General features: G+C 67.6%; 18 protein-coding genes. 9 read left to right on the top strand and 9 right to left on the bottom strand.

Going from position 1 to position 19,809, the window contains the following annotated elements; translation table 11 throughout:
* The 3 genes from AC1Q9M_RS07375 (at position 1) to AC1Q9M_RS07365 (ending at position 3,018) form a co-directional block, all read left to right on the top strand.
* Positions 1–1,074, top strand: coding sequence for a hypothetical protein (locus tag AC1Q9M_RS07375; RefSeq protein WP_382160781.1), 1,074 nt, complete (start codon positions 1–3; stop codon positions 1,072–1,074).
* Entirely contained in the window at positions 1,071–2,240 is a 1,170-nt protein-coding gene (locus tag AC1Q9M_RS07370) for a CaiB/BaiF CoA transferase family protein (protein ID WP_382327247.1), read from the top strand. Before AC1Q9M_RS07375 ends, AC1Q9M_RS07370 begins: the two co-directional genes overlap by 4 nt.
* A gap of 79 nt (positions 2,241–2,319) precedes the next feature.
* Positions 2,320–3,018 carry a TetR/AcrR family transcriptional regulator gene (locus tag AC1Q9M_RS07365; RefSeq protein ID WP_382325488.1) on the top strand — a complete coding sequence of 233 codons (699 nt, stop codon included), beginning with the start codon at positions 2,320–2,322 and terminating at the stop codon, positions 3,016–3,018.
* A gap of 76 nt (positions 3,019–3,094) precedes the next feature.
* On the opposite strand, the gene AC1Q9M_RS07360 is transcribed toward AC1Q9M_RS07365, so the two are convergent.
* Positions 3,095–3,979 (bottom strand): LysR family transcriptional regulator, encoded by an 885-nt coding sequence (locus tag AC1Q9M_RS07360; RefSeq protein WP_382323489.1) that lies wholly within the window; start codon positions 3,977–3,979, stop codon positions 3,095–3,097.
* A 153-nt stretch (positions 3,980–4,132) separates the two neighbouring features.
* Here AC1Q9M_RS07360 and AC1Q9M_RS07355 point away from each other — a divergent pair, with 153 nt between their 5' ends.
* The 3 genes from AC1Q9M_RS07355 to AC1Q9M_RS07345 are packed head-to-tail and all read left to right on the top strand — an operon-like array spanning position 4,133 to position 6,385.
* Positions 4,133–5,149 carry a Bug family tripartite tricarboxylate transporter substrate binding protein gene (locus AC1Q9M_RS07355; protein ID WP_444688347.1) on the top strand — a complete coding sequence of 339 codons (1,017 nt, stop codon included), beginning with the start codon at positions 4,133–4,135 and terminating at the stop codon, positions 5,147–5,149.
* A gap of 43 nt (positions 5,150–5,192) precedes the next feature.
* Positions 5,193–6,047: an isocitrate lyase/PEP mutase family protein gene (locus tag AC1Q9M_RS07350; RefSeq protein WP_444688348.1), complete on the top strand. Its 855-nt coding sequence runs from the start codon at positions 5,193–5,195 to the stop codon at positions 6,045–6,047.
* A gap of 32 nt (positions 6,048–6,079) precedes the next feature.
* The gene (locus AC1Q9M_RS07345; RefSeq protein ID WP_382325486.1) at positions 6,080–6,385 is read left to right on the top strand and encodes a YciI family protein; all 306 of its coding nucleotides are present in this window, start codon (positions 6,080–6,082) and stop codon (positions 6,383–6,385) included.
* Between the two features lie 94 nt (positions 6,386–6,479).
* On the opposite strand, the gene AC1Q9M_RS07340 is transcribed toward AC1Q9M_RS07345, so the two are convergent.
* On the bottom strand, positions 6,480–7,484 hold the full coding sequence (locus AC1Q9M_RS07340) for a bile acid:sodium symporter family protein (RefSeq protein WP_492433093.1): 1,005 nt from the start codon (positions 7,482–7,484) through the stop codon (positions 6,480–6,482).
* Positions 7,485–7,591: 107 nt separating this feature from the next.
* Between AC1Q9M_RS07340 and AC1Q9M_RS07335 the strand changes: the two genes are divergently transcribed.
* The gene (locus AC1Q9M_RS07335; protein ID WP_382323471.1) at positions 7,592–8,587 is read left to right on the top strand and encodes a LysR family transcriptional regulator; all 996 of its coding nucleotides are present in this window, start codon (positions 7,592–7,594) and stop codon (positions 8,585–8,587) included.
* A 64-nt stretch (positions 8,588–8,651) separates the two neighbouring features.
* Positions 8,652–11,699, top strand: coding sequence for a transglycosylase domain-containing protein (locus tag AC1Q9M_RS07330; RefSeq protein ID WP_492433091.1), 3,048 nt, complete (start codon positions 8,652–8,654; stop codon positions 11,697–11,699).
* A gap of 22 nt (positions 11,700–11,721) precedes the next feature.
* Here AC1Q9M_RS07330 and AC1Q9M_RS07325 read toward each other — a convergent pair whose 3' ends face one another.
* Genes AC1Q9M_RS07325 through AC1Q9M_RS07315 form a run of 3 tightly spaced genes read right to left on the bottom strand, consistent with a single transcriptional unit; the run spans position 11,722 to position 13,951 of the window.
* Positions 11,722–12,444, bottom strand: a complete 723-nt coding sequence (locus tag AC1Q9M_RS07325; RefSeq protein ID WP_492433089.1) for a GntR family transcriptional regulator — start codon at positions 12,442–12,444, stop codon at positions 11,722–11,724.
* Positions 12,445–12,495: 51 nt separating this feature from the next.
* On the bottom strand, positions 12,496–13,452 hold the full coding sequence (locus tag AC1Q9M_RS07320; protein WP_492433400.1) for a Bug family tripartite tricarboxylate transporter substrate binding protein: 957 nt from the start codon (positions 13,450–13,452) through the stop codon (positions 12,496–12,498).
* Between the two features lie 52 nt (positions 13,453–13,504).
* Positions 13,505–13,951, bottom strand: a complete 447-nt coding sequence (locus AC1Q9M_RS07315; protein ID WP_382323467.1) for a cupin domain-containing protein — start codon at positions 13,949–13,951, stop codon at positions 13,505–13,507.
* Positions 13,952–14,037: 86 nt separating this feature from the next.
* Here AC1Q9M_RS07315 and AC1Q9M_RS07310 point away from each other — a divergent pair, with 86 nt between their 5' ends.
* On the top strand, positions 14,038–14,946 hold the full coding sequence (locus AC1Q9M_RS07310) for a LysR family transcriptional regulator (protein ID WP_382323466.1): 909 nt from the start codon (positions 14,038–14,040) through the stop codon (positions 14,944–14,946).
* A gap of 21 nt (positions 14,947–14,967) precedes the next feature.
* On the opposite strand, the gene AC1Q9M_RS07305 is transcribed toward AC1Q9M_RS07310, so the two are convergent.
* The 4 genes from AC1Q9M_RS07305 to pdxR form a co-directional block, all read right to left on the bottom strand.
* On the bottom strand, positions 14,968–15,933 hold the full coding sequence (locus AC1Q9M_RS07305) for a tripartite tricarboxylate transporter substrate binding protein (protein WP_492433086.1): 966 nt from the start codon (positions 15,931–15,933) through the stop codon (positions 14,968–14,970).
* Positions 15,933–16,805 (bottom strand): dihydrodipicolinate synthase family protein, encoded by an 873-nt coding sequence (locus tag AC1Q9M_RS07300; protein ID WP_382323464.1) that lies wholly within the window; start codon positions 16,803–16,805, stop codon positions 15,933–15,935. Before AC1Q9M_RS07300 ends, AC1Q9M_RS07305 begins: the two co-directional genes overlap by 1 nt.
* Before the next feature lie 116 nt (positions 16,806–16,921).
* On the bottom strand, positions 16,922–18,121 hold the full coding sequence (locus AC1Q9M_RS07295; protein ID WP_492433083.1) for an MFS transporter: 1,200 nt from the start codon (positions 18,119–18,121) through the stop codon (positions 16,922–16,924).
* 49 nt (positions 18,122–18,170) lie between these two features.
* The gene (gene pdxR, locus AC1Q9M_RS07290; RefSeq protein WP_382323462.1) at positions 18,171–19,655 is read right to left on the bottom strand and encodes a MocR-like pyridoxine biosynthesis transcription factor PdxR; all 1,485 of its coding nucleotides are present in this window, start codon (positions 19,653–19,655) and stop codon (positions 18,171–18,173) included.
* Between the last annotated feature and the right edge of the window lie 154 nt (positions 19,656–19,809).

Below are 19,809 nucleotides of genomic sequence, written 5' to 3'. Positions count from 1 at the left end.
ATGAAATCCACCTCGAAGATGCCGCACGACCCTTCCATCACAGAGCAGTCCGGTGCATGGCGCGCCGTCGCTGAGCTCTATCACGCCTACTTCACGGGCATCGTGCTTTTCGCCGTGTCTCGACTTGGCACGGCCAAAGCGGAGGAGCTGGTCCATGAGATTTTCTGCCGCCAACGGCGTGAGCGGTTTCTGCCAGGGCTGAAGAAGCTCGGCATCGACCAGCTGCCGCCCGCCGTCGCTGCCGCGCAGTACCACTACCTCTCGAACCACATCGGCGGCGTCTCCGTGGAGTTCATGCCCGAGACCGAACGCAAGGCCTGGATCCGGTACGCCGCGCCGCGGTGGATCTGGGCGGACACCGCGCTGTGCGGCATTCCGCCCGAAGTCTCCAGGGCGATGCTCCTGGGCTGGCACGCCCAGAACGGCACCATGTTGAACAACCCGCGCCTGGGTTTCGTGTGCACCAAACAGACGGTCGATGGCCAATCGGGCCTCGAGGGCTACTACTTCGAGTACGACCGCGACCTGGCGCCGCACGAGCGGCTGCGCTTCGCCCGGCACGAGGATGCACCGGACTTCGATCCCCAGAAGGCGCCGAAGCTGCCGACCCAGACCTGGCCCCAAGAACGCCTGGACAAAGCGCATCGCAACTACGCGATGGAGTACGTGCGCTCCGCGTTCCCCACCGCGCTCGCCTTGTGGGGACCCGACGAGGCCTCTTCGCGCCTTCGATTGGCGGCCAAGATGATCGGCATGCAGTTCTACCACGCGACCTCGCGCCGGCTCGGCGAGGACTTCGGGACGGACGCCGCTGGCTTTGGCCGCTTCCTCCAGTCGATCGCGCTCGCTCACGGTGACAGCGCCGATCTGACCCGCACCGGCGGTGGCTGGGAGGTGAGGCAGCAAGGCTGGGCATTCCGCGAAGGGGTGGCCGAGTGGGACCCCGGCCTGGACCTCGCCTGGAATGGCCTTTTCGAAGGGGCCTTGCAAGCCCACAACCGCCGGCTCTCCCTGGGTTTCGCGCACCAGGAAATCCATGGCGGGCACGAGCTGCGCTGGAGCATCCAGGAATGACGACACACACCGAGAACACTTCGCAACCCGGATTGGGCGCGCTGGCGGGACTGAAGGTGGTCGATGCGGCGCGCGTGCTCGCCGGCCCTTTTGCGGGGCAGATCCTGGGGGACCACGGCGCGGACGTGCTCAAGATCGAGAGTCCGGAAGGCGACGAGTGCCGCGGTTTCGGCCCTCCCTTTGTCAACGGGCACTCGGCCTACTTCAACGCCGTCAACCGCAACAAGCGCAGCGTCGTGCTGGACCTGGGAAAGGCGGAGGAACGGGATCGCCTCTACGCCATGTTGGAGACGGCCGACGTCCTGCTCGAGAACTTCAAGCTCAGCACGCTGCAATCCTGGGGCATTCCCAACGTCCAATGGTTCACCGAGCGCTACCCGCGCCTGATCCACTGCCGCATCACGGGCTTCGGCGATACCGGACCCTACGGCGGGCTGCCAGGCTACGACGCCGCCGTGCAGGCGATGGCGGGGCTGCTCTCGATCAATGGCGACCAAGGCGCTGAGCCGGTGCGCATCGGCGTGCCCGTCGTCGACCTCACCACCGGCATGAATGCGGCGATGGCGGTCTTGCTGGCCCTGCAGGCCCGCGCCCGGACGGGCCGGGGCCAGATGGCGGACGTCAGTCTCTACGACTGCGCGGTGTCGGTGGCGCACCCCTTCCTGAGCAACTACCTCCATTCGGGCAAGGTGCCGGGCCCAACGGGCAACCGGCACGCCAATATCGTGCCCTACAACGTGTACAAGACGGCCTCCTACCCCCTGTTCATCGCCGTGGCGAACGACCGGCTGTTCGCGAAGCTGTGCACGCATCTGCAGACGCCCCACCTGCCCACGGACCCGCGTTTCGCGACGAACACGCTGCGGGTCGAGAACCGCGAGGCGCTCGAAGTGGCGTTGTCCCGGGCTTTTTCCAAGGTGGATGGTGACGAGTTCGGCAAGCGGTTGCTGGCGGACGGCGTGCCGGCCGCCCCGATTCTGGACATCGCCAGCGTTGCGGCCTCCGAGCACGCCCAGTACCGGCAGATGGTGGTTCGCCAACCCGACTATGTCGGTCCCGGCATTCCGATCAAGCTCTCCGACACGCCAGGGAGCATTCGCAAGGGGACGCCCCCTCTGGGAAGCACGACGCTGGAGCCCGATGCCGACCCGTTCGACCAGGCCTGATGCTGTCCGCGCCCGTAGTAGGATCGACGATCCTGCGCGCGTGGAGAGAGGGCATTTCGTGGAACTTCCGGACAACATCATGGGTTGGGTGGATACCGACTACGAGTCGATGCCGGCGACGCAACTGGCCCTTCTCGATGCGGCGGCGAGGGCCTTCACGAACTTCGGATTTGCGGCCGCGTCCATCGATGTCATCGCGGCCCAGATCGGTGCCACGAAGGGCAGCGTCTACTACCACTACCGCAGCAAGGCCGACCTGTTCTTTGCCGTGCACAAACGTGCGATGGTGCTGAACCTGCGCGCGCAGTTGCCGGTGGTGCAGGACCAGTCGCTGGACCCTGTCCAGAAGCTGCAAAGCATGTCCTATCGGCATGCGATGGTGATGATGGAGCACTTGCACTACCAGCGGGTCACCGTCCAGGGCGTGGAGCTTCACCAGTCCACCACGACCAGCGCTTCGGAGAGGGAGGCTCTGAAGGAAGTCGTTGCGATGCGCGATGCCTACGAGCACCTGTTCGAGAACGTGCTTCGGGAAGGCATCGCGGCCGGAAGTCTTGCGGCCGTGGAGCCCTCGCTGGCCTCCAAGGGCATTCTGGGTTCGCTGAACTGGATCACGGTCTGGTACCGGCCCCGAAAAGGCGACACGTTCTCTTCGCGGCACCGAATCGCCGAGCAGCTCGCCAAGCAGGTCACCCATGGCGTGTCGCGCGAGGCCCCGCCGCTGGTGGGCGCGGTGACCGCGCGACCGCACGGCCAGCAGGCCGACAGCAACGGTTGAACGGCGCCGCATCCCACCGCTCAGGTCGGCCTGGTCGGCCCCCCAACACGAACATCGGCGCAGCGAGACCGAAGACTCAGGCAGACAGCATGTCGATCAACCAAGACGTGCCAGGATCATCGGCGAACGACCGGCCCATCGCGATCTGATGCCGGAAGGGCTCCAAGGCGAATGGCACGGCCTGCAGGGACCAACGCGCTTCCTGCCGTGCGATGAGGTCTTTCGGCACGGTCAGGATCAAGTCGGTCGATGGAAGCAGGCGCAGTGCCGCCTCGAAATGAGCGGCGACAAGCCGAATGTTCCGCTCCTGCCCCAAGCGGCTCAGCGTCTGGTCGATGACCCCGAAGGACCCGGGCTGCACCAGCACCTGCAAGTGCTCCGCCGCCAGATACCGATCCAAGGTGAGTCGGCGTTTGAAGGCGGGATGGCCCGCGCGCGCGACGCAGACATAGGGAACCTCCCTCAGGGTCTTCACGGCGATGGCATCGTCGGCGCTGTTGAGCACACCCAATGCCAGATCCAGCGCCCCGGATCGGATCATGTCCGCCGCGTGCGTTCGCCCCACGTGCGTCAGTTGAATGCGCACGAAAGGCGCCTGCGCAAGGATGCGGCCAAGCACAGGTTCGAGGATCGCGACGGCGGCGTGGTCCGAGCAACCGATCTGATAGTGCCGCCGGGAGCGCGCGGGATCGAATGCGCTGGACATCGCAAACACCCGCTGAGCCCGCACCAGAATCGCCCGGACTTCCTGCTGCAAGGCCACGGCCTTGGGCGTGGGCACCATGGCGTGCCCGCGCCGGACAACGATCTGGTCGCCGCAGGCCTGGCGCAAACGCGTCAGCGCATGGCTCACCGCCGGTTGGGTCAATGCCAGGCGGTCCGCCGCGCGCGAGACGCTGCGTTCGCTGAGCACCGCATCGAATACCACCAACAGGTTGAGATCGAGCCGTCGAAGGTCCATGAATCCATTATGCATTCCATTCATTGATGAAGATGGAAAAGCATCATTGGACCGTATTCTCCGAAATATCTACATTGGCTGCACCTTCTGAAGAAGGTCTATTCATGGTGCGCATGAATATCAGACCAACACCCATCCTGGAGACAAGCAGCCATGAACCGCAAGACCCACCCTCCATCGCCAGCGGCGGCGAAAGGCAGGCGCAGCCTGGCCACCGTGTTCTGCACAGCCGTGCTGTGCGCACTGCTGGGTGGCCACGCGCAGGCCGCCGATTGGCCCGATCGCCCCATTCGCATCGTGGTGCCGTTCGGCGCGGGCGGCAGCACCGATGCGCTCGCCCGCATCCTGGCAGAGAAGCTGGGTGGGCTCGTCGGACAGACCGTCGTCATTGAAAACCGCGCGGGCGCGGCCGGCGCCATCGGCGCACAGGCCGTGTCCAAGGCCGCGCCCGATGGCACCACGTTCCTGCTGGCGACAAGCAGCACCCATGCGGTGCTGCCCCACCTGCGCCCGCTGCCCTACGACGCGATCAAGGACTTCACCGCGATCGCGCGCATCGCCTCGGCGCCCAACGTGCTCATGGTCAGTCCTGCACTCAAGGTCGCCACCGTCAAGGATCTGGCGCAACTGGCGGCCTCCCGCGAAGGCGGACTGACCTACTCGTCCAGCGGGAGTGGCACCGTCACGCACCTCATCGCGGCGGACTTTGTCCAGCGCGCGGGCATCCGCGCTCGGCACATTCCCTACAAGACCGGCATTCAAGCCCTGCCCGAGCTCAACAGCGGACAGATCGACTTCACCTTCGACAGCATCGTCTGGGCCCTGCCCCAGGCGCAGGCCGGCAAGATCAAGGCCTTGGCCATCGGCAGCCCGGAACGATCGCCGTTGGCCCCCGATCTGCCGACGATGCGTGAGGCGGGATTCGCGGGTTTCGACGGCACGACGTGGTTCGCGCTCATGGGGCCGGCGGGGATCCCCCCGAAGATCGTGGCGGAGCTCAATCGCCACATCAACGCGGCGCTGCGCGACCCCGACCTGCGAGCCCAGTTTGAACGCCAGGGCGCCGAGGCTTTGGGCGGCACGCCGCAGGACCTGGAGAAGCTCGTTCGGGATGATGGCAGCCGATGGGCCAAGGTCATCACCACGGGCAACATCAAGATCGAACAGTGAAAAAGAAGGTACCGCTCAAGCCATGACCACACCAAGCACGTCCATGCCCCTCCACTTCCGCGATCTGGTCGCCAGCGAACGCCCGCTGGTGCTCCCCGGAGCCCACGATGCGATCTCCGCCCTGCTCATCCAGCAGGCGGGCTTCAAAGCCTACTTCATTGGCGGTTTCCCCCTGGTCGGCGCTCGATTCGGCCTGCCCGACATCGGCCTGGCCACGCTGGGGGAAATCGGTGCGGGCGTGCGCGACATCCTCGCGGTGTCCGACCTGCCCGTGCTGGTGGACGTCGACAACGGCTACGGCGACGTCAAGAACGTGGTTCATGCGGTGCACACCTACGAGAAGATGGGCGCCCAGGCCCTGTTCTTTGAAGACCAGGTCTCTCCCAAGCGGTGTGGCCACATCGCCGGCAAGGAGCTCCTGCCCTGCGAGGAAATGGAGCGCCGCATCCGCGCCGCCGCGGAGCAACGCCGCGACCCCCGCACCTTCATCATTGCCCGCACCGATGCCCGCGAGGTCTACGGCATGGACGAGGCCTTGCGACGCGGCGAACGCTACGCCCAGGCGGGTGCCGACGGCCTGTTCATCGAAGCCCCCGAGTCGGTGGAAGAACTCGCGCTCATTGGCCGACGCCTGGCAGGCGTGCCCCTGATGGCCAACATGCTCGAAGGGGGGCGCACCCCGATCCTGCGCCCGCAGGAACTGGAAGATCTCGGGTTCCGCATCGTCATCTACGGCATTTCGCTCTTGATGCGCAGCGTGCGCGTCATGCAGGAAAGCCTTGCCGACATCCGCAGCGGCGAGCTGAGGCTGGTGGGCACCGGCGTTGGGTTCGAGGAGTACAAGACGATCGTCGGGTTCGATCGCTGGTCGAACATCGAATCCCGGTACGGCGGATAAAGAAGACGGCGGTCCACAAGCAGAAGGCGATCATGATTTTTGTTTTTCACTTGCTGGATCGGCCCGGCGCTGCGGCGCTTCGTGAGGCGATGCGGCCATCGCACAAGGCGTACCTGGCCCAGGTGGCCGATCGCATCGCATTTGCGGGCCCCCTGACAAGTGACGAGGGTGCCGCCATGGTGGGCAGCCTGCTGGCCATCGACTTCGAGAGTCGCGAGGAAGCGATGCGCTGGCAGCGCAACGAGCCGTTCACCCAGGCGGGCCTCTACGCAAGCGCATCGGTCCATGCGTTCGACAACCTGTGGCCGCAGCGGTGTGGCTATCCCCCTTTGGGTTGAACCCCTGAGGCGCGCTACCAATCGGCACGCGGCGTCTTGTGGACCAGCTGAAGGAAGTGCGCCGCCTGCTCGGAGATGGAACGGGCTGATCTGTTCAAAGGGAGGGTTGTGCACCCTCGACCGCCGTGGCCTGATCGCCCTGCCGGCGCGCATACCGCTGCGCCATCACCCCGCACACCATCAGCTGCATCTGGTGAAACACCATCAGCGGCAACACGATCGCGCCCGCCACGGGCGCGGCAAACAGCACGTTGGCCATGGGCACGCCGCTGATCAGGCTCTTGGTCGATCCGCAGAAGACGATGGCGATCTCGTCTTCCTTCGAGAAGCCCAGCCGGCGGCTGCCCCAGACCGTGAGCGTGAGCACCAGCGCCAGCAGCACCGCGCACACGGCCAGCAGGCCCAGCAGGGCCGTCAGCGGCAGTTGCGACCACAACCCGGCGATGACGGCGTGGCTGAACGCCGCGTACACCACCAGCAGGATGGAGCCCTGGTCCACCACTTTCATGATGGAGGCGCGGCGCTGCAGGAAACCCGACACCCAGGGCCGCATCAGATGGCCGGCAATGAAGGGCAGCAGGAGTTGCACGCTGATGCGGCCCACGGCCTGCAAGGGATCGCCCATGGCGGCGTTGTGCGTCAGCAGCAGACCGAGCACGAGGGGCGTGAGAACCACGCCCAGCAAGGTCGAGGCCGAGGCGCTGCAGACGGCCGCGGGAATGTTGCCGCGCGCCATGGAGGCGAACGCGATCGCCGACTGGACCGTGGCGGGCAGCGCGCACAAGTACAGGATGCCCATGTAGAGGTGGGGCGTCACCAGCGGCCGCAACAGCGGCGCCAGCACCCAGCCGAGCAAGGGAAACAGCACGAAGGTGGTGGACACCACCATCAGCTGCAGGCGCCAGTGCCCGATGCCCGCCCAGATGGCCGCTCGCGAGAGCTTCGCTCCGTGCAGAAAGAAAAGCAGGCTCACCGCCACCGTGGTGGCCCAGCTCAGCGCCTGGGCGAACCCGCCTCGGGCCGGCAACAGGCTGGCCAGAACGACGGTCGCAACGAGGTACAGCGTGAAGTTGTCGGGCAGCAGCCGGGAACGGGCCATGGCAGGGGCGCGCGGCGTCGCGCGTGTCAATCGGTGGGACGGCCATTGAACCGCAGCCGCCGACGACAGTAAAATGAATTTATCGGATCCATTGATACCAATATCAAATGAATGTCAGCTTGCGGCAGTTGCGGGTCTTCAAGGCCGTCGCCTCGCAGGGCAGCTTCACGCGGGCGGGCACCCACATCGGCCTGTCCCAACCCGCGGTCAGCCGCTGCGTGACCGAACTGGAACAGCACCTCGGGCTCAAGCTGCTCGACCGCACCACGCGCGAGGTGGTGCTGACCGATGCCGGCCGCAGCCTGGCCGTGCAACTCGAACGCGTGCTGGAAGACCTGGATGCCGTGCTGCAGGAGTCGCGAGGCCAGGCCACGCAGCGCCATGGCCGGGTTCGCGTGGCCAGCAGCCCGACCTTGTCGGCCAACCTGCTGCCCGAATGCATCGCGCGCTGCCGCAGCGAACACCCGGGGCTGGACCTGCTGCTGCTGGATCGCATCCAGCACGATGCCCTGGCCAGCGTGCTCGCGGGTGAGGTGGACTTCGGTGTGGTGATCGACACAGGCGCGCGCGACGACCTGCAGGCCGAGACCATCCTGTCCGAGCCCTTCTGCCTCGTCTGCCCGCCTTCACACCGCCTGGCCCGGCGCCGAGGCGCGAAATGGGCGGATCTGGCCGGCGAATCGCTGGTGCTGCTGGACCACGCCTCCGGCAGCCGGGGCCTGATCGACGAGGCCTTGCGCCTGCACGGCGTGGAGGCCTCCGTGGCGCAGGAAGTGGGCCACGTCACCACCATCTTCCGCATGCTGGACGCCGGCCTGGGCATCTCGGTCGTGCCCATGCTGGCCTTGCCGCCCGCGGGGCTGCAGGGCCTGGTGATGCGCCCGCTGCTGCCCCGCATCGACCGGCACATCGCGCTGGTGCGCCGCGCCCACCGGACCTTGACCCCCCCGGCGGAGCTGGCCTGGCGACTGGTTCGCCAGGTCGCCGCCGAGCGCACCGCACCCCGCAGGCGTGACAGCCATCACACCGCACCCGTCCCCGTCGCGGTGGCGTCGCCGCCGGTCCGGTCTGCCCGACAGCGCACCCGCGCAGGTGCAAGATGACCCTGGGCACGGTCCACACACGCACAGGATCCGCACAGGGGCTTTGAAGCCAATGGAACACAGCATGGTCGAACCACAGATGGAGGCAGCGCCCAACAAGGGCCACGCCGGTGACCCACCCGGGTACCAGCGCCCACCCGGCTTTCGCCTGCGGTGGCGGGTGCTCCTGCTGGTCCTCCTGATCCTGGGCGCGGTGGCCGCGCTGCTGCTGCGCCGGGAGATGCAGACCTCGCACTGGCAAGCGCGGGAACTGCACGGCTATGCGGCCACCCTGAATTCCCACGTCGCCCCCGGTCCGGCCGACCCCATCCGGTTCCCCACGCACGGCCCGTTCGACGAACGCATGGGTTACACCAGCCTTCCGGCCTTCACCACCCGCCTGCAGGAGCGCGGCTTCGAGATCGCGGAGCAGTCGCGCCAGGACGATGCCCTGCGAACCCACCTGGAGCGCGGCTGGTTCGCCCCCTACGCGGAGAAGACCCACACCGGCCTGACCGTGTTCGACTGCAGCCGGGAATCGCTGCACGCCTTCCGTTACCCCTACCGGCGCTTCGAGAGCTTCGAGAGCGTGCCCGCGGTGGTGGTGCAGGCCCTGCTCTTCATCGAGAACCGCGACCTGCTCGACCCCGAGCGCCCGCAGATGAACCCGGCGGTGGACTGGCTGCGATTCACGCGCGCGGTGCTCGCGCAGCTGGGCAGCCACATCGATCCCGACATCGACGCGCACGGTGGCAGCACGCTGGCCACGCAGATCGAGAAGTACCGCCATTCGCCCGGCGGCATCACGCACGACGCGCGCGAGAAACTGCGGCAGATGGCCTCGGCCTCGGTGCGGGCCTACCAGCAAGGCACCGACACGCTGCCGGTGCGCCGCCAGCTCGTGCTGGACTACCTCAACACGGTGCCGCTGTCGGCGGCGCCCCGCCATGGCGAGGTGCATGGCCTGGGCGACGGCCTGTGGGTGTGGTTCGGCACCGACTTCGATCGCGCCATGGCCGCGCTCTCGGCCCCTGGCGACGGCGCGGCCCGTGGCCGCGTCCTGCGCCAGGCGGTGGCGCTGATGATCGCCCACCGCCGGCCCTCGTGGTACCTCGCGCAGGGCCGCCAGGAACTCGACCGCGCCACCGACGCCCACCTGCGCCTGCTGACCGAGGCCGGCATCATCGACGCCGCCTGGCGCGACGCCGCCCTGCGGCAGAAGCTGGTGTTCCGCGACATGGCCAAGAACCCGCCGCTGCTGCCCGCCGCGGCGAGCAAGGGCACGACCGCCGTGCGCACCCGGCTGGCCGGCCTGCTCGGCACCTCGCTCTACAGCCTGGACCGGCTCGACGCCCAGGCCAGCACCACGCTGAACGGCCAGCTGCAGGACGCGGTCAGCACCTACCTCGGGCGCCTGACCGAGCCGGCCTTCGCCCGCTCGCAGGAGCTGATGGGCGAGCGCCTGCTGCAGCCCGACACCCTGGGCGAGGTGCGTTACAGCTTCACCCTGCTGGAAAGCACGCCGCAAGGCAACCTGGTGCGGGTGCAGACCGACACGACGCAGCAGCCGCTGGACATCAACGAAGGCAGCAAGCTGGAGCTGGGCTCCACCGCCAAGCTGCGGGTGCTGGCGACCTACCTGGAGCTGGTCGCCGAGCTGCACGCCCGGCTCGCGCCGCTGGAGCCCGCCGCGCTGAAAGCCACCGAGGTCAGCCCGCAGGACAGCCTGAGCCGCTGGGCGGTGGACTACCTGTCGGGCCCGAACGACCACGGCCTGAGCGCGATGCTGGAAGCGGCGATGGACCGGCGCTTCTCCGCCAGCCCGCACGAGCAGTTCTTCACCGGCGGCGGCCTGCACAGCTTCAACAACTTCAACAAGAAGGACGACGCGCGACAACCCAGCCTGCGCGAGGCCATGCAGGCCTCCATCAACCTGCCCTTCGTGCGCCTGCTGCGCGAGATCGTGCGCCACACCATGTACCAGGGGCCCGGCGACACCGCGCGGCTGCTGGAGGACCACCTCGATCCGCGCCGCGACACCTACCTGGCCCTCTTCGCCGACCGCGAAGGCCAGGCCTTCCTGCGCCGCTTCTGGCGCAAGACCGACAACCGCACACCGACCGAGTTGAGCGACATGCTGCTCGACGGCCTGCGCCCCGGCGCCGACCGGCTGACCGCGGTGTTCCGCTACCTGGAGCCCACGGCATCGCCCGAAGCCCTGGGCGCCTTCCTCTCGGCCCGCCTGGGCGACAAGGCACCCGAGGCGCCCCGCGTGGCGCAGCTGTACGAGCGCTTCGCGCTCGACGCCCTCGACCTGCCGGACCGGGGCTACGTGGCCCGCGTGCACCCGCTGGAACTCTGGCTGGTGGCCTACCGCCGGCAACACCCTCGGGCCACGCTGGACGAGGCGGTCGCCGCCAGCGCCGCCGAGCGCCAGGCGGTCTACCGCTGGCTGTTCCGCACGCGCGCGAAGGACGCGCAGGATGCCCGCATCCACACCATGCTGGAGGTGGAAGCCTTCCTGGAAATCCACCGCCGCTGGACCCGGCTGGGCTACCCCTTCGGCCATCTGGTGCCGTCGCTGGCCACGGCCCTGGGCAGCTCCGGGGACCGGCCCGCCGCCCTGGCCGAGCTGATGGGCATCATCGTCAACGGCGGGGTGCGCCGGCCCACGCTGCGCATCGCCGACCTGCGTTTCGCGCAAGGCACGCCGTGGGAAACCGCGCTGCGGCCCACCCCGGCGGAAGGTGAGCGCGTCATGGCGCCCGAGGTGGCCCAGGCCTTGAAGAAGGCCTTGTCGGAAGTGGTGGAAGCCGGCACCGCCCGCCGGCTCTCGGGCAGTTTTCAGTCGGCTTCGGGAGAAGACCTGTCGCCCGGAGGCAAGACCGGCACCGGCGACAACCGCGTGGTGGTGAACCGGCGCGGTGGCGTGGCCCTGAACCGCACGGCCACCTTCGTGTTCTACCTGGGACCACGGCACTTCGGCAGCGTGACAGCCTATGTGATCGGACCGGACGCGGCCGGCTACCGCTTCACCTCCGGCCTGCCGGTGCAGATCCTGCGCTCCATGGCGCCGGTGCTGATGCCCCACCTGGACGGCAGGCCCGGCAGCGGTTGCCCGCGCGAGCCCTGAGGCACCGGCGATCGTCGGCGCCTCAGAAGCGCCGGCCTGTGCGCGATCGCGGGGGGGCGGGCCGCTTCTCCAGCCAGTCCACGACGAACGCCCCGGACGCCTGGATGTGGGTCCGCATCGCGTCTCTGGAAGCCAGTGCGTCTCTCGCCACCAAGGCCTCGACGATGGCGGCGTGGTGCTCGATGTTCTTTCGCATCCGGGACTCGTGCATGCCCAACACGGTCATGTTGAGGATGTTTCGGGTGTAGTCCAGATGCAGATCGCGGATGCTGCGTTCCAGCGAGGCATTGCCGCAGGCGCTGTAGATCAGCGCATGAAACGCCTGGTTCTTGACCACCCAGTGGCGCATGGGCTCGGCCGCCGTCGGACAGGGCGCACCGCCCGCGGCGTTGACCGTCTCATGGAGGGCTCGAACCGACGCCACGCATTCGGCATGGACGATCTGCAACCGATGCAGGTCGGCGTCCGATATCCATCGGGCCGCCAGCTCCGTCGCCATCCCCTCGAGCTCCCCGCGCAACCAGTAGTTGGCGCCGATGTCCTTGGTGGTGGGGGCAAGCACCGTGGCGCCATAGCGCCTTTGCTGGACGACCAGCCCCTTGATCTCGAGCTGCCGAAGCGCCTCTCTCACCGGCGTGCGGCTGACGTCGTACTCCTCCGCCAGGGTCTCCTGCCGGAGCTTCTGTCCTGGCGCATAGGTGCCGTTGAAGATCTTCGCCGCGATCGACTCGACCAGCTGCTGCAACCGGTCCGTCTCGCCAGGCGCTCGCTCATCCATCCGCACGCTCCCGCCTCGTCAGCGAACGCCGAAAACGTCCTTCCATTTGGCCACCTCCTTGCGCATGCGCGTCTGAAAGGCTTCGGCGCCCGCCGGCATGGGCTGGCTGCCCTGCATGAACAGCACCTGCATGCCTTCGCTCCTGAGCACCTTGGTCATGGCCTCCTCCAGCCTCTTGACGATCGCCGGGGGGGTGCCAACGGGTGCGACCACGCCGGAAATGGACCCCACGTCAAACTCCGCGCCGAGCTGCTCGGCGACGGTCGGGATGTTCGGCAGTCTCGGCACGCGCTGGCTCGAGGTGACGCCCAGCGGGCGCATCCTGCCCGACTCGACAAAGGGCCCCACCACCACCGTCTCGACCGCCGTGACCTGCACCGCCTCCGACAGCAAGGCATTGGCGGCTTCCGCCCCACTCTTGTAGGGCACGTGCAGGAAGGTGCTGTCGGTGGCCTGCTGCAGCGACGCGAGCACCTGGTGGATCGACGTCCCCAGTCCTGAACTCGCGAACGCGACACCTTCGCGCTGCTGCCTGGCCAGCGCGACCAAAGAGCGCAGATCGCGGATGGGCGACTTCTCGGACACCACCAGCACCAGGGGCGTGTTGGCGATCATCGAGATGTAGGTGAAGTCCTTGATGGCGTCGTGATTGAGCGCCTTGTTGATCAGCGGATTGACCGCCACCATGCCATTGGTCATCACCATCAGCGTGTGGCCATCGGCCTTGGCGCGCGCGACGCTGCCCGCGGCGATGTTGCCGCCCGCGCCAGGCTTGTTGTCCACCACGACGGGCTGCCCGAGCTCTTCCTGAAGCAGCTTCGCGACCGTGCGGGCCGTGACATCGGTGATGCCACCCGCACCAAACGGCACCACGAGCGTGATGGGCCGGGTCGGCCAGTGCTCGGCAGCGTGGGTGGGACCCATCAGGTGGATCGCGAGCATGGTGCCGACCAGCACCTTTTGGAAGAAGGACATGAACACGGTTTTGCCTCTTTGGAGTTCTGAAAATGGACCGCTGCTGTGGTGCTCAGCGCTCGAGATCCGACGCGGTCAGTTCCGGGACATCACCCTGGATGTTCATGCGCCCCTCGTAGACGGGGCGCGCCCCGCTGGTGGGCCCCTGGTACTGGACGAAGAAAATCGTGCCGCCGGTCTCGGTGGTGAGCGCCTCTTCGATGTGGGGGTCCGGGTGGAAGACCACCGTGCCCGGGCCGAACAACTTGCCACCCATGTCGAACTCGCCCTCGATCACATACCAGACCTGCGCGAAATCGTGTTTGTGCAGCTTGAATCCCGCGCCAGGCTCGTAGCGCAGGAAGCCGGCATTGGGTTCTGTCGGGCACTCGGGCCGCGTGTGGAACAGGAACTTGGTCTTGTTCTTGAAACGCCCCATCTCCCACCCCATGTCTTCCGGGCGGCGGTACTGGGGCATCTGGTGGACCAGCGGGACGACGGTCGAATCAACAATGCTCATGAAGGGACTCCTGTTAAAAAGAAGCGGCATTCTAGGAACGCTCGCGAAAAATTACTGGATACAAAAATCCACTGTGGAGACACCCCATGGACCTCAGACAACTGCGCCAATTCGTCGTGCTGGCGACCGAACTCAACTACCGAAAGGCCGCCGAACGCCTGAACATGACGCAGCCCCCTCTGAGCATTGCCATCAAGCGGCTGGAGTCCGATCTGGGCGTGCAGCTCTTCGAGCGCGATCGCCTGGGCGTTCGCCTGACCATGGCGGGTGGCGTCTTTCTCGGCGAAGCCCAACGCCTCCTCGATGGCGCCGAGGCCGCGATCAAGGCCACGCGCGATGCCGACCAGGGCCGCATCGGCAGCTTGCGGGTGTGTTCCGTCCCCAGTGCATCGCTGGAACTGCTGCCCGTCCTGCTGCACCGTTTCGCGGCCAGCTTTCCTTCGGTTCGCCTGCACCTGAGCAGTGGCAGCACCGTGGGGATCCTGGGTGAGCTGCAACGGGGCGAACTCGATGCCGCTTTTCTGGTGCCGCCCTCTTCCGGTGTCCCCGGCATCGAGTGGATGGCGCTGCCCCGGCAGCACCTGGTCCTGGCGGTCCCGTCCCACCACCCTGTCGCGAACCGGAAAACCGTCAGGCTCTCCGAATTGGGCGAAGAGACGCTGGTGACCCTGGCCCATTCCGACAGCCCGGGTTTCGCGGGCGAGGTCATGGCCCTGTGCCGGCGCGACGGCTTCCACCCCAAGGCGCTCCAGGAGTCTTCGCATGCCTTGATCACCCTGCCCCTCATCGCGGCGGGCCTGGGCATTGCCATCGTGCCCCAGGCCTCGCGCCGCATCGCCATCGACCACGTGCGCTTCGTGCCGCTGACCGACTCTGAAGACCAGGCCTTGACCTACCCCCTGGCCCTGGCGACGCCCTCCAGATCGATCAACCCGGCCGTGCCCTGGTTCGTGGACACGGCCCGCGACGTGCTGGCAGCGCCACCCGGTTTCTGAAGCCGCGCGGCGCTCTCGCGCCTACCTGGCCGCCGGCTTCAGCAGCGCGGCCCACTTCGCCTGTTCATCGCGAACCCGTTTTTCGAAAGCGGCCTGCGTGGGGTCGACCGCTTCGCTGCCCTTCGAGTAGATCTTCTCCTGCACCAGGGGGCTGGCGGCGACCTTGGCGATCGCGGCATTGAGCCGCTTCACCACCTCCGCGGGGGTTCCAGCGGGTGCCGCGACGCCCGAGAGCGAGCCGCCTTCCACGCTCTTGCCCAGCGCCTCCTTGACCGTCGGGATGTCCGGCAGATGGGCCAGGCGCCTGGAGGAGGTGACCGCGAACGGGCGGATCTGCTTGGACTCGACAAAGCTGACCGCCGTCACCGCCGAAATCGCCGTGACATCCACCGTGCGGGTGATCACCGCCGTCAAGGACTCGCTGCCGCTCTTGTAGGGCACCGGCAGCAGCTGGGTGCCCGTCGCCTGCTGAAGCAACTGGAGGACCTGGTAGTTGTCCGAGCCCTCGCCCGCCGTCGAGAAACTGAGCCTGTCCTTCTCGGCCGCCGCGGCTTTCATCAGTTCGGGCAGCGAAGCGTACGGACTGTTCGGATGGACCGCGAGGATGGTGGGCGTGTTCGCCAGCATGGCCACGTACGTGAAGTCCTTCCGGGGGTCGTAGGCCAGGCTGGGATAGATCAGGGGATTGACCGCGAACATGCCATTGGTGATGACCAGCAGCGTGTGCCCATCGGGCCGGGACTTGGCGACGACACCGGCCGCAATGCCGCCCCCCGCGCCAGCGCGGTTCTCCACCACGACCGGTTGACCGAGTTCACGGGACAGCCCCTCGGCGAACACGCGCGCGGTGATGTCGGTGACACCGCCCGCACCGAAAGGCACCACCAGGCGAACCGGCTGAGTGGGGTAGTTCTGCGCGTGCGCGGTGGTCACGACCGCGGCAGCGGCCAGGCAAGATGCCGCCAGGCGGCGAAGGATGCGGGTCATCAGATGATCTCCATGGTTTCAAGAATGTCTTTCATCGCCGTGTGGAGCGCTGGCGTCAAAGGGGACAAGGGCGCACGCAGCCGCCCCGCCGGCACACCGCAGAGCTCGAGCCCGGCCGTGACGGTGCGCGGCAGCCCGTGGTCCATCAGGAAATTCAGCAGCTCGGACTGGCGGGCGAACCAGCGCTGGGCGCCGGCGACATCGCCAGCGGCCATGCAGCGATGGAAGTTGAGAATGAAGGACGCGCAGACGTTGGGCGCGGCCGTGCACCAGCCCGCCGCGCCGTCCTGGAATCCCCGCTGTGCCATGCGGTTCAGGCCGACGAAGATGCCGACGTGATCGGGACAGGCCTCCCGCAGGCGTGCGATCTTGGTCCCGTCGGGACTGGCTTCCTTGATGAGCGAGACGTTCGGCAAGGCCGTGAGCCGGCGCAGAAAATCGACCGGCAGGTCCAGGCCGGTGGTGAACGGGTTGTTGTAGACCATCACCGGGATGGAGACCGCTTCCGCGACCTGCCGGTAGTACTCGAAGATCTCCGCCTCCGTCAGCGTCCAGTACGTGCTGGGCAGCACCTGGATGGCGCTGGCCCCGGCCTCCTGCGCGAACCGGGCATGGCGAATCGTCTGGGCGGTGCCCAGGCTGGACACCCCCGCGAGCACCGGAACGCGGCCGGCCGCGGCCGCCACGGTCGTGCGGATGACGGCGTCGCGCTCGCCGTCACCCAGGTAGGGCAGACAGCCCACGCTGCCCAGCGGTGCGAGGCCGTGCACCCCCAGGTTCACGAGACGCTCGACATGTCGAGCCAGGAGAGCGTGGTCCACCTGGCCGCTTGCATCGCAAGGGGTGAGCAGGTAGCCAACGATGCCATTCATTTGCATAGGGGTTGTTCCGTTTCCAAACTGCACGCAGTCTAGAAACGGCCCCCCTGGCCGTCCAATTCAATCTTTGTGTGCGCTTGATACCTTTCGCCAGCGCGCGGCAACCGGCGTCAGCGCCGGACCAGCGCGGGACGGATGGGTTCCTTCCGCTCCTGGAACAGGACCATGGCCGTCGTGATCGCCATGAAACACACCGAGGCCCACAGGACGCCACTGGCCAGGCCTTTGTCGAGCAGGTAGCCAAACAGAACCGGGCCGATGACACCCCCCACATTGAAACCGGTGGACACGATGCCGAAGGTCTTGCCTTCGGCGCCCGCCGGTGAGGCCGCGCGAACCAGCATGTCCCGGGAGGGGGCGACGATGCCGCTCAGGAACCCGATGGCGCCATAGGCCACGGCGAGCGCCGGCGCGGAGAGCGGGACCTGGATGACCCCCACCACCAGCATCGCGGCCATCGCGAACGCGGCCGCCGCCACGTGGCCATGGCGGGCGGTGCGGTCGGCCAGCACCCCACCGGCGAGCACCCCGATCGCGCTGGCGAACAGAAACACCGTCAAGGCGAGGTTGGCCGCGCCGAGCGAGACATCGAACCCCTGCACCAGAGCCGACACCGAGAACCGCTCGATGGCACCGGTGCTCAGGCTGAGCATGGTGAACAGCAGCGTGAGCACCGCGAGGGTGGCCACCGGCGCCATCGCGGAACCCGTTCGCGGCCGTTCGGCTGCGCGCGGCGATGCGCTGGCCTGGACCACCGGCTCGCGACCGCCCAGAAGCAGGACCGCGAACCCGATGGCGCCGGCCAGGGCCGCGATGGCGAACGACCAGCGAGGCGACCAGGCCAGTGCCGCGCCGACCATGAGGGGCGGCGCCAGCGCGCCCCCCAGGAACCCGGCGAAGGTGTGAATCGAGAATGCCCGGCCCATGCGCTCGTGCGCGATGCCCCGCGAGAGCAGCGAATAGTCGGCGGGGTGGTACACACCGTTCGCCAGGCCCGCGATGGCCATGGCCACGAGCAGCGCCGGGTAGGTGGGCACGGCGGCCACCAGCGCGAACGCGGCGGCACCCAGCACGAGCGCGGCCATCAACATCCGTCGGGCACCCCAACGATCCACGAGGAAGCCCAGGGGGGCCTGCACCACGGCCGAAACGACGTTGAACACGCCAATCGCGACACCGAGCTCCACGAAGCCCACCTGCATGGCAGCGGGCAGCAAGGGCAGCATGGCGGGCACCGCCATGATGTGCAGGTGGCTGATCAGGTGGACGATGGACACCTGCGTCAGCAGGCCGTTGGCCGATGGTTTCATTGCCTGTTCCTTTTCGATGGCGATCGCGCGCCTCGGCGGGGGCCTTGCGCTAGCGGCCCCATGTTTCGAAGACTTTCCTGAGCTTCTTCACGGCGGCGTCCAGTTCCGCCGGGGTGTGCGCGGCAAACCCCATCACGAAACCCGGGGTCTGCTGGCGGCCCACGTAAAGCCCGCTCAGGCCCAGCAGGTCCAGGCCCGCGCGGCCAGCCGCATCGACGACGTCACGCTCGGGCATCCCGCCTTTCAGCAGACAAGGCATCTGCAGCCCGCCAGCCGGTACATGAGGCTCCAGCCATCCGGCCAGGTGCCGGCCCAGCAGATCGGCCAGCCTGTCGCGGCGCCCGGCATAGATCCCTCGCATGCTGCGCACGTGCGCCCCGAAGTGCCCGCCTTCCATGAACCGGGCCAGGGTGAGCTGGGGAATCGGGGCGCTGTGCCCGTCCAACAGCGTGCGCGCGGCGGTCATGGGCTCCACGAGCGGCGCGGGCAGCACCATGTAGCCAATGCGCAGGCCCGGAAACAGCGACTTGGTGAAGGTGCCGATGTAGAGGGTCCGCTCATGGGCATCCAGCCCCTGGACGCAGGCCGTGGGTTTGCCGGCGTAGTGGAACTCGCTGTCGTAGTCGTCTTCCAGGATCCACGCCTGGTTTCGCCGAGCCCACTCGATCGCCGCCAGGCGACGGTCCAGCGCCAGCGTCGCGCCCGTGGGGAACTGATGAGAGGGCGTCAGAAAGACGGCCTTGCCGGGCACGCCCGACGCCTGCAGGTGGTCGGTCCGCATGCCCTGGGCGTCCAGGGGAACGGGAACGCATTCGAGACCCGCCGCATCGAACGCCTTGCGCGCCCCGTGGTAGACGGGGTCCTCGACGAAGATCCTGTCGCCGGCATCCAGCAGCACGTTCGCGCACAGGGTGAGCGCCTGCTGCGAACTGGTGAGGATCAGCACACGCTCAGGGCTCGCATGGGCCCCGCGCTCGAGGTTGACATGGTCGGCAATGGCCCGCCTCAAGGACTCCACGCCCTGCGCGGGCCCATGGGCCAGGGCCTGGCTGCCGTGCTCCTTCAAGACCTGCCGCTGCAGGCGCTCCCACACCTGGATGGGGAAAGACCGCGTCTCCGGCACGCCAGGTGCAAAAGGGCGCGAACCGAGGAACTCCCGCACGCCACCTTGCCGGAACATCGCGGCGCCACGTTCACTCAGGCGCGCGGCTTCCCGCTGCGTGCTCGGGCGCCGCGCGGCATGGCGGCTGGGCGACCTCCGCGCGCGCCCCGACACAAAACTGCCGCTGCCCACCCGGCGCTCGATGAAGCCCTCGGCGTGCAGTTGGCCGTAAGCGGCCTCCACGGTGTCGCGCGAAACCTCCAGGGACATCGCCAGCATCCGGGACGCAGGCAGTGGCTTGCCGGCATCCAGGACCCCATCGAGGATCAGCTGCCGGATGGCGCGCTGAATCCGCGCATGCAGCGGCAAGGCACGCTGGGCGGGGTCACCGATCCAGGCCTTCACGGATTCGAGCTGGGCATGCTTGAACAATTGGTCTGGTGGTGTTTTTGGATTCAATCGACCGGATCCTACCATTCAGGCATCGCCCAAATGGTCTGATAGATGTGTCAAAAATGGCTGGACACAACCGACCAATTTCCCCGTAAAAACCAGGCTTTCAACCGTGTCCCCGCCTTCGCCCACA

It is taken from the genome of Hydrogenophaga sp. GW823-FHT04C09, assembly GCF_058796355.1.
This window is presented reverse-complemented; position numbering and strand designations above follow the sequence as displayed.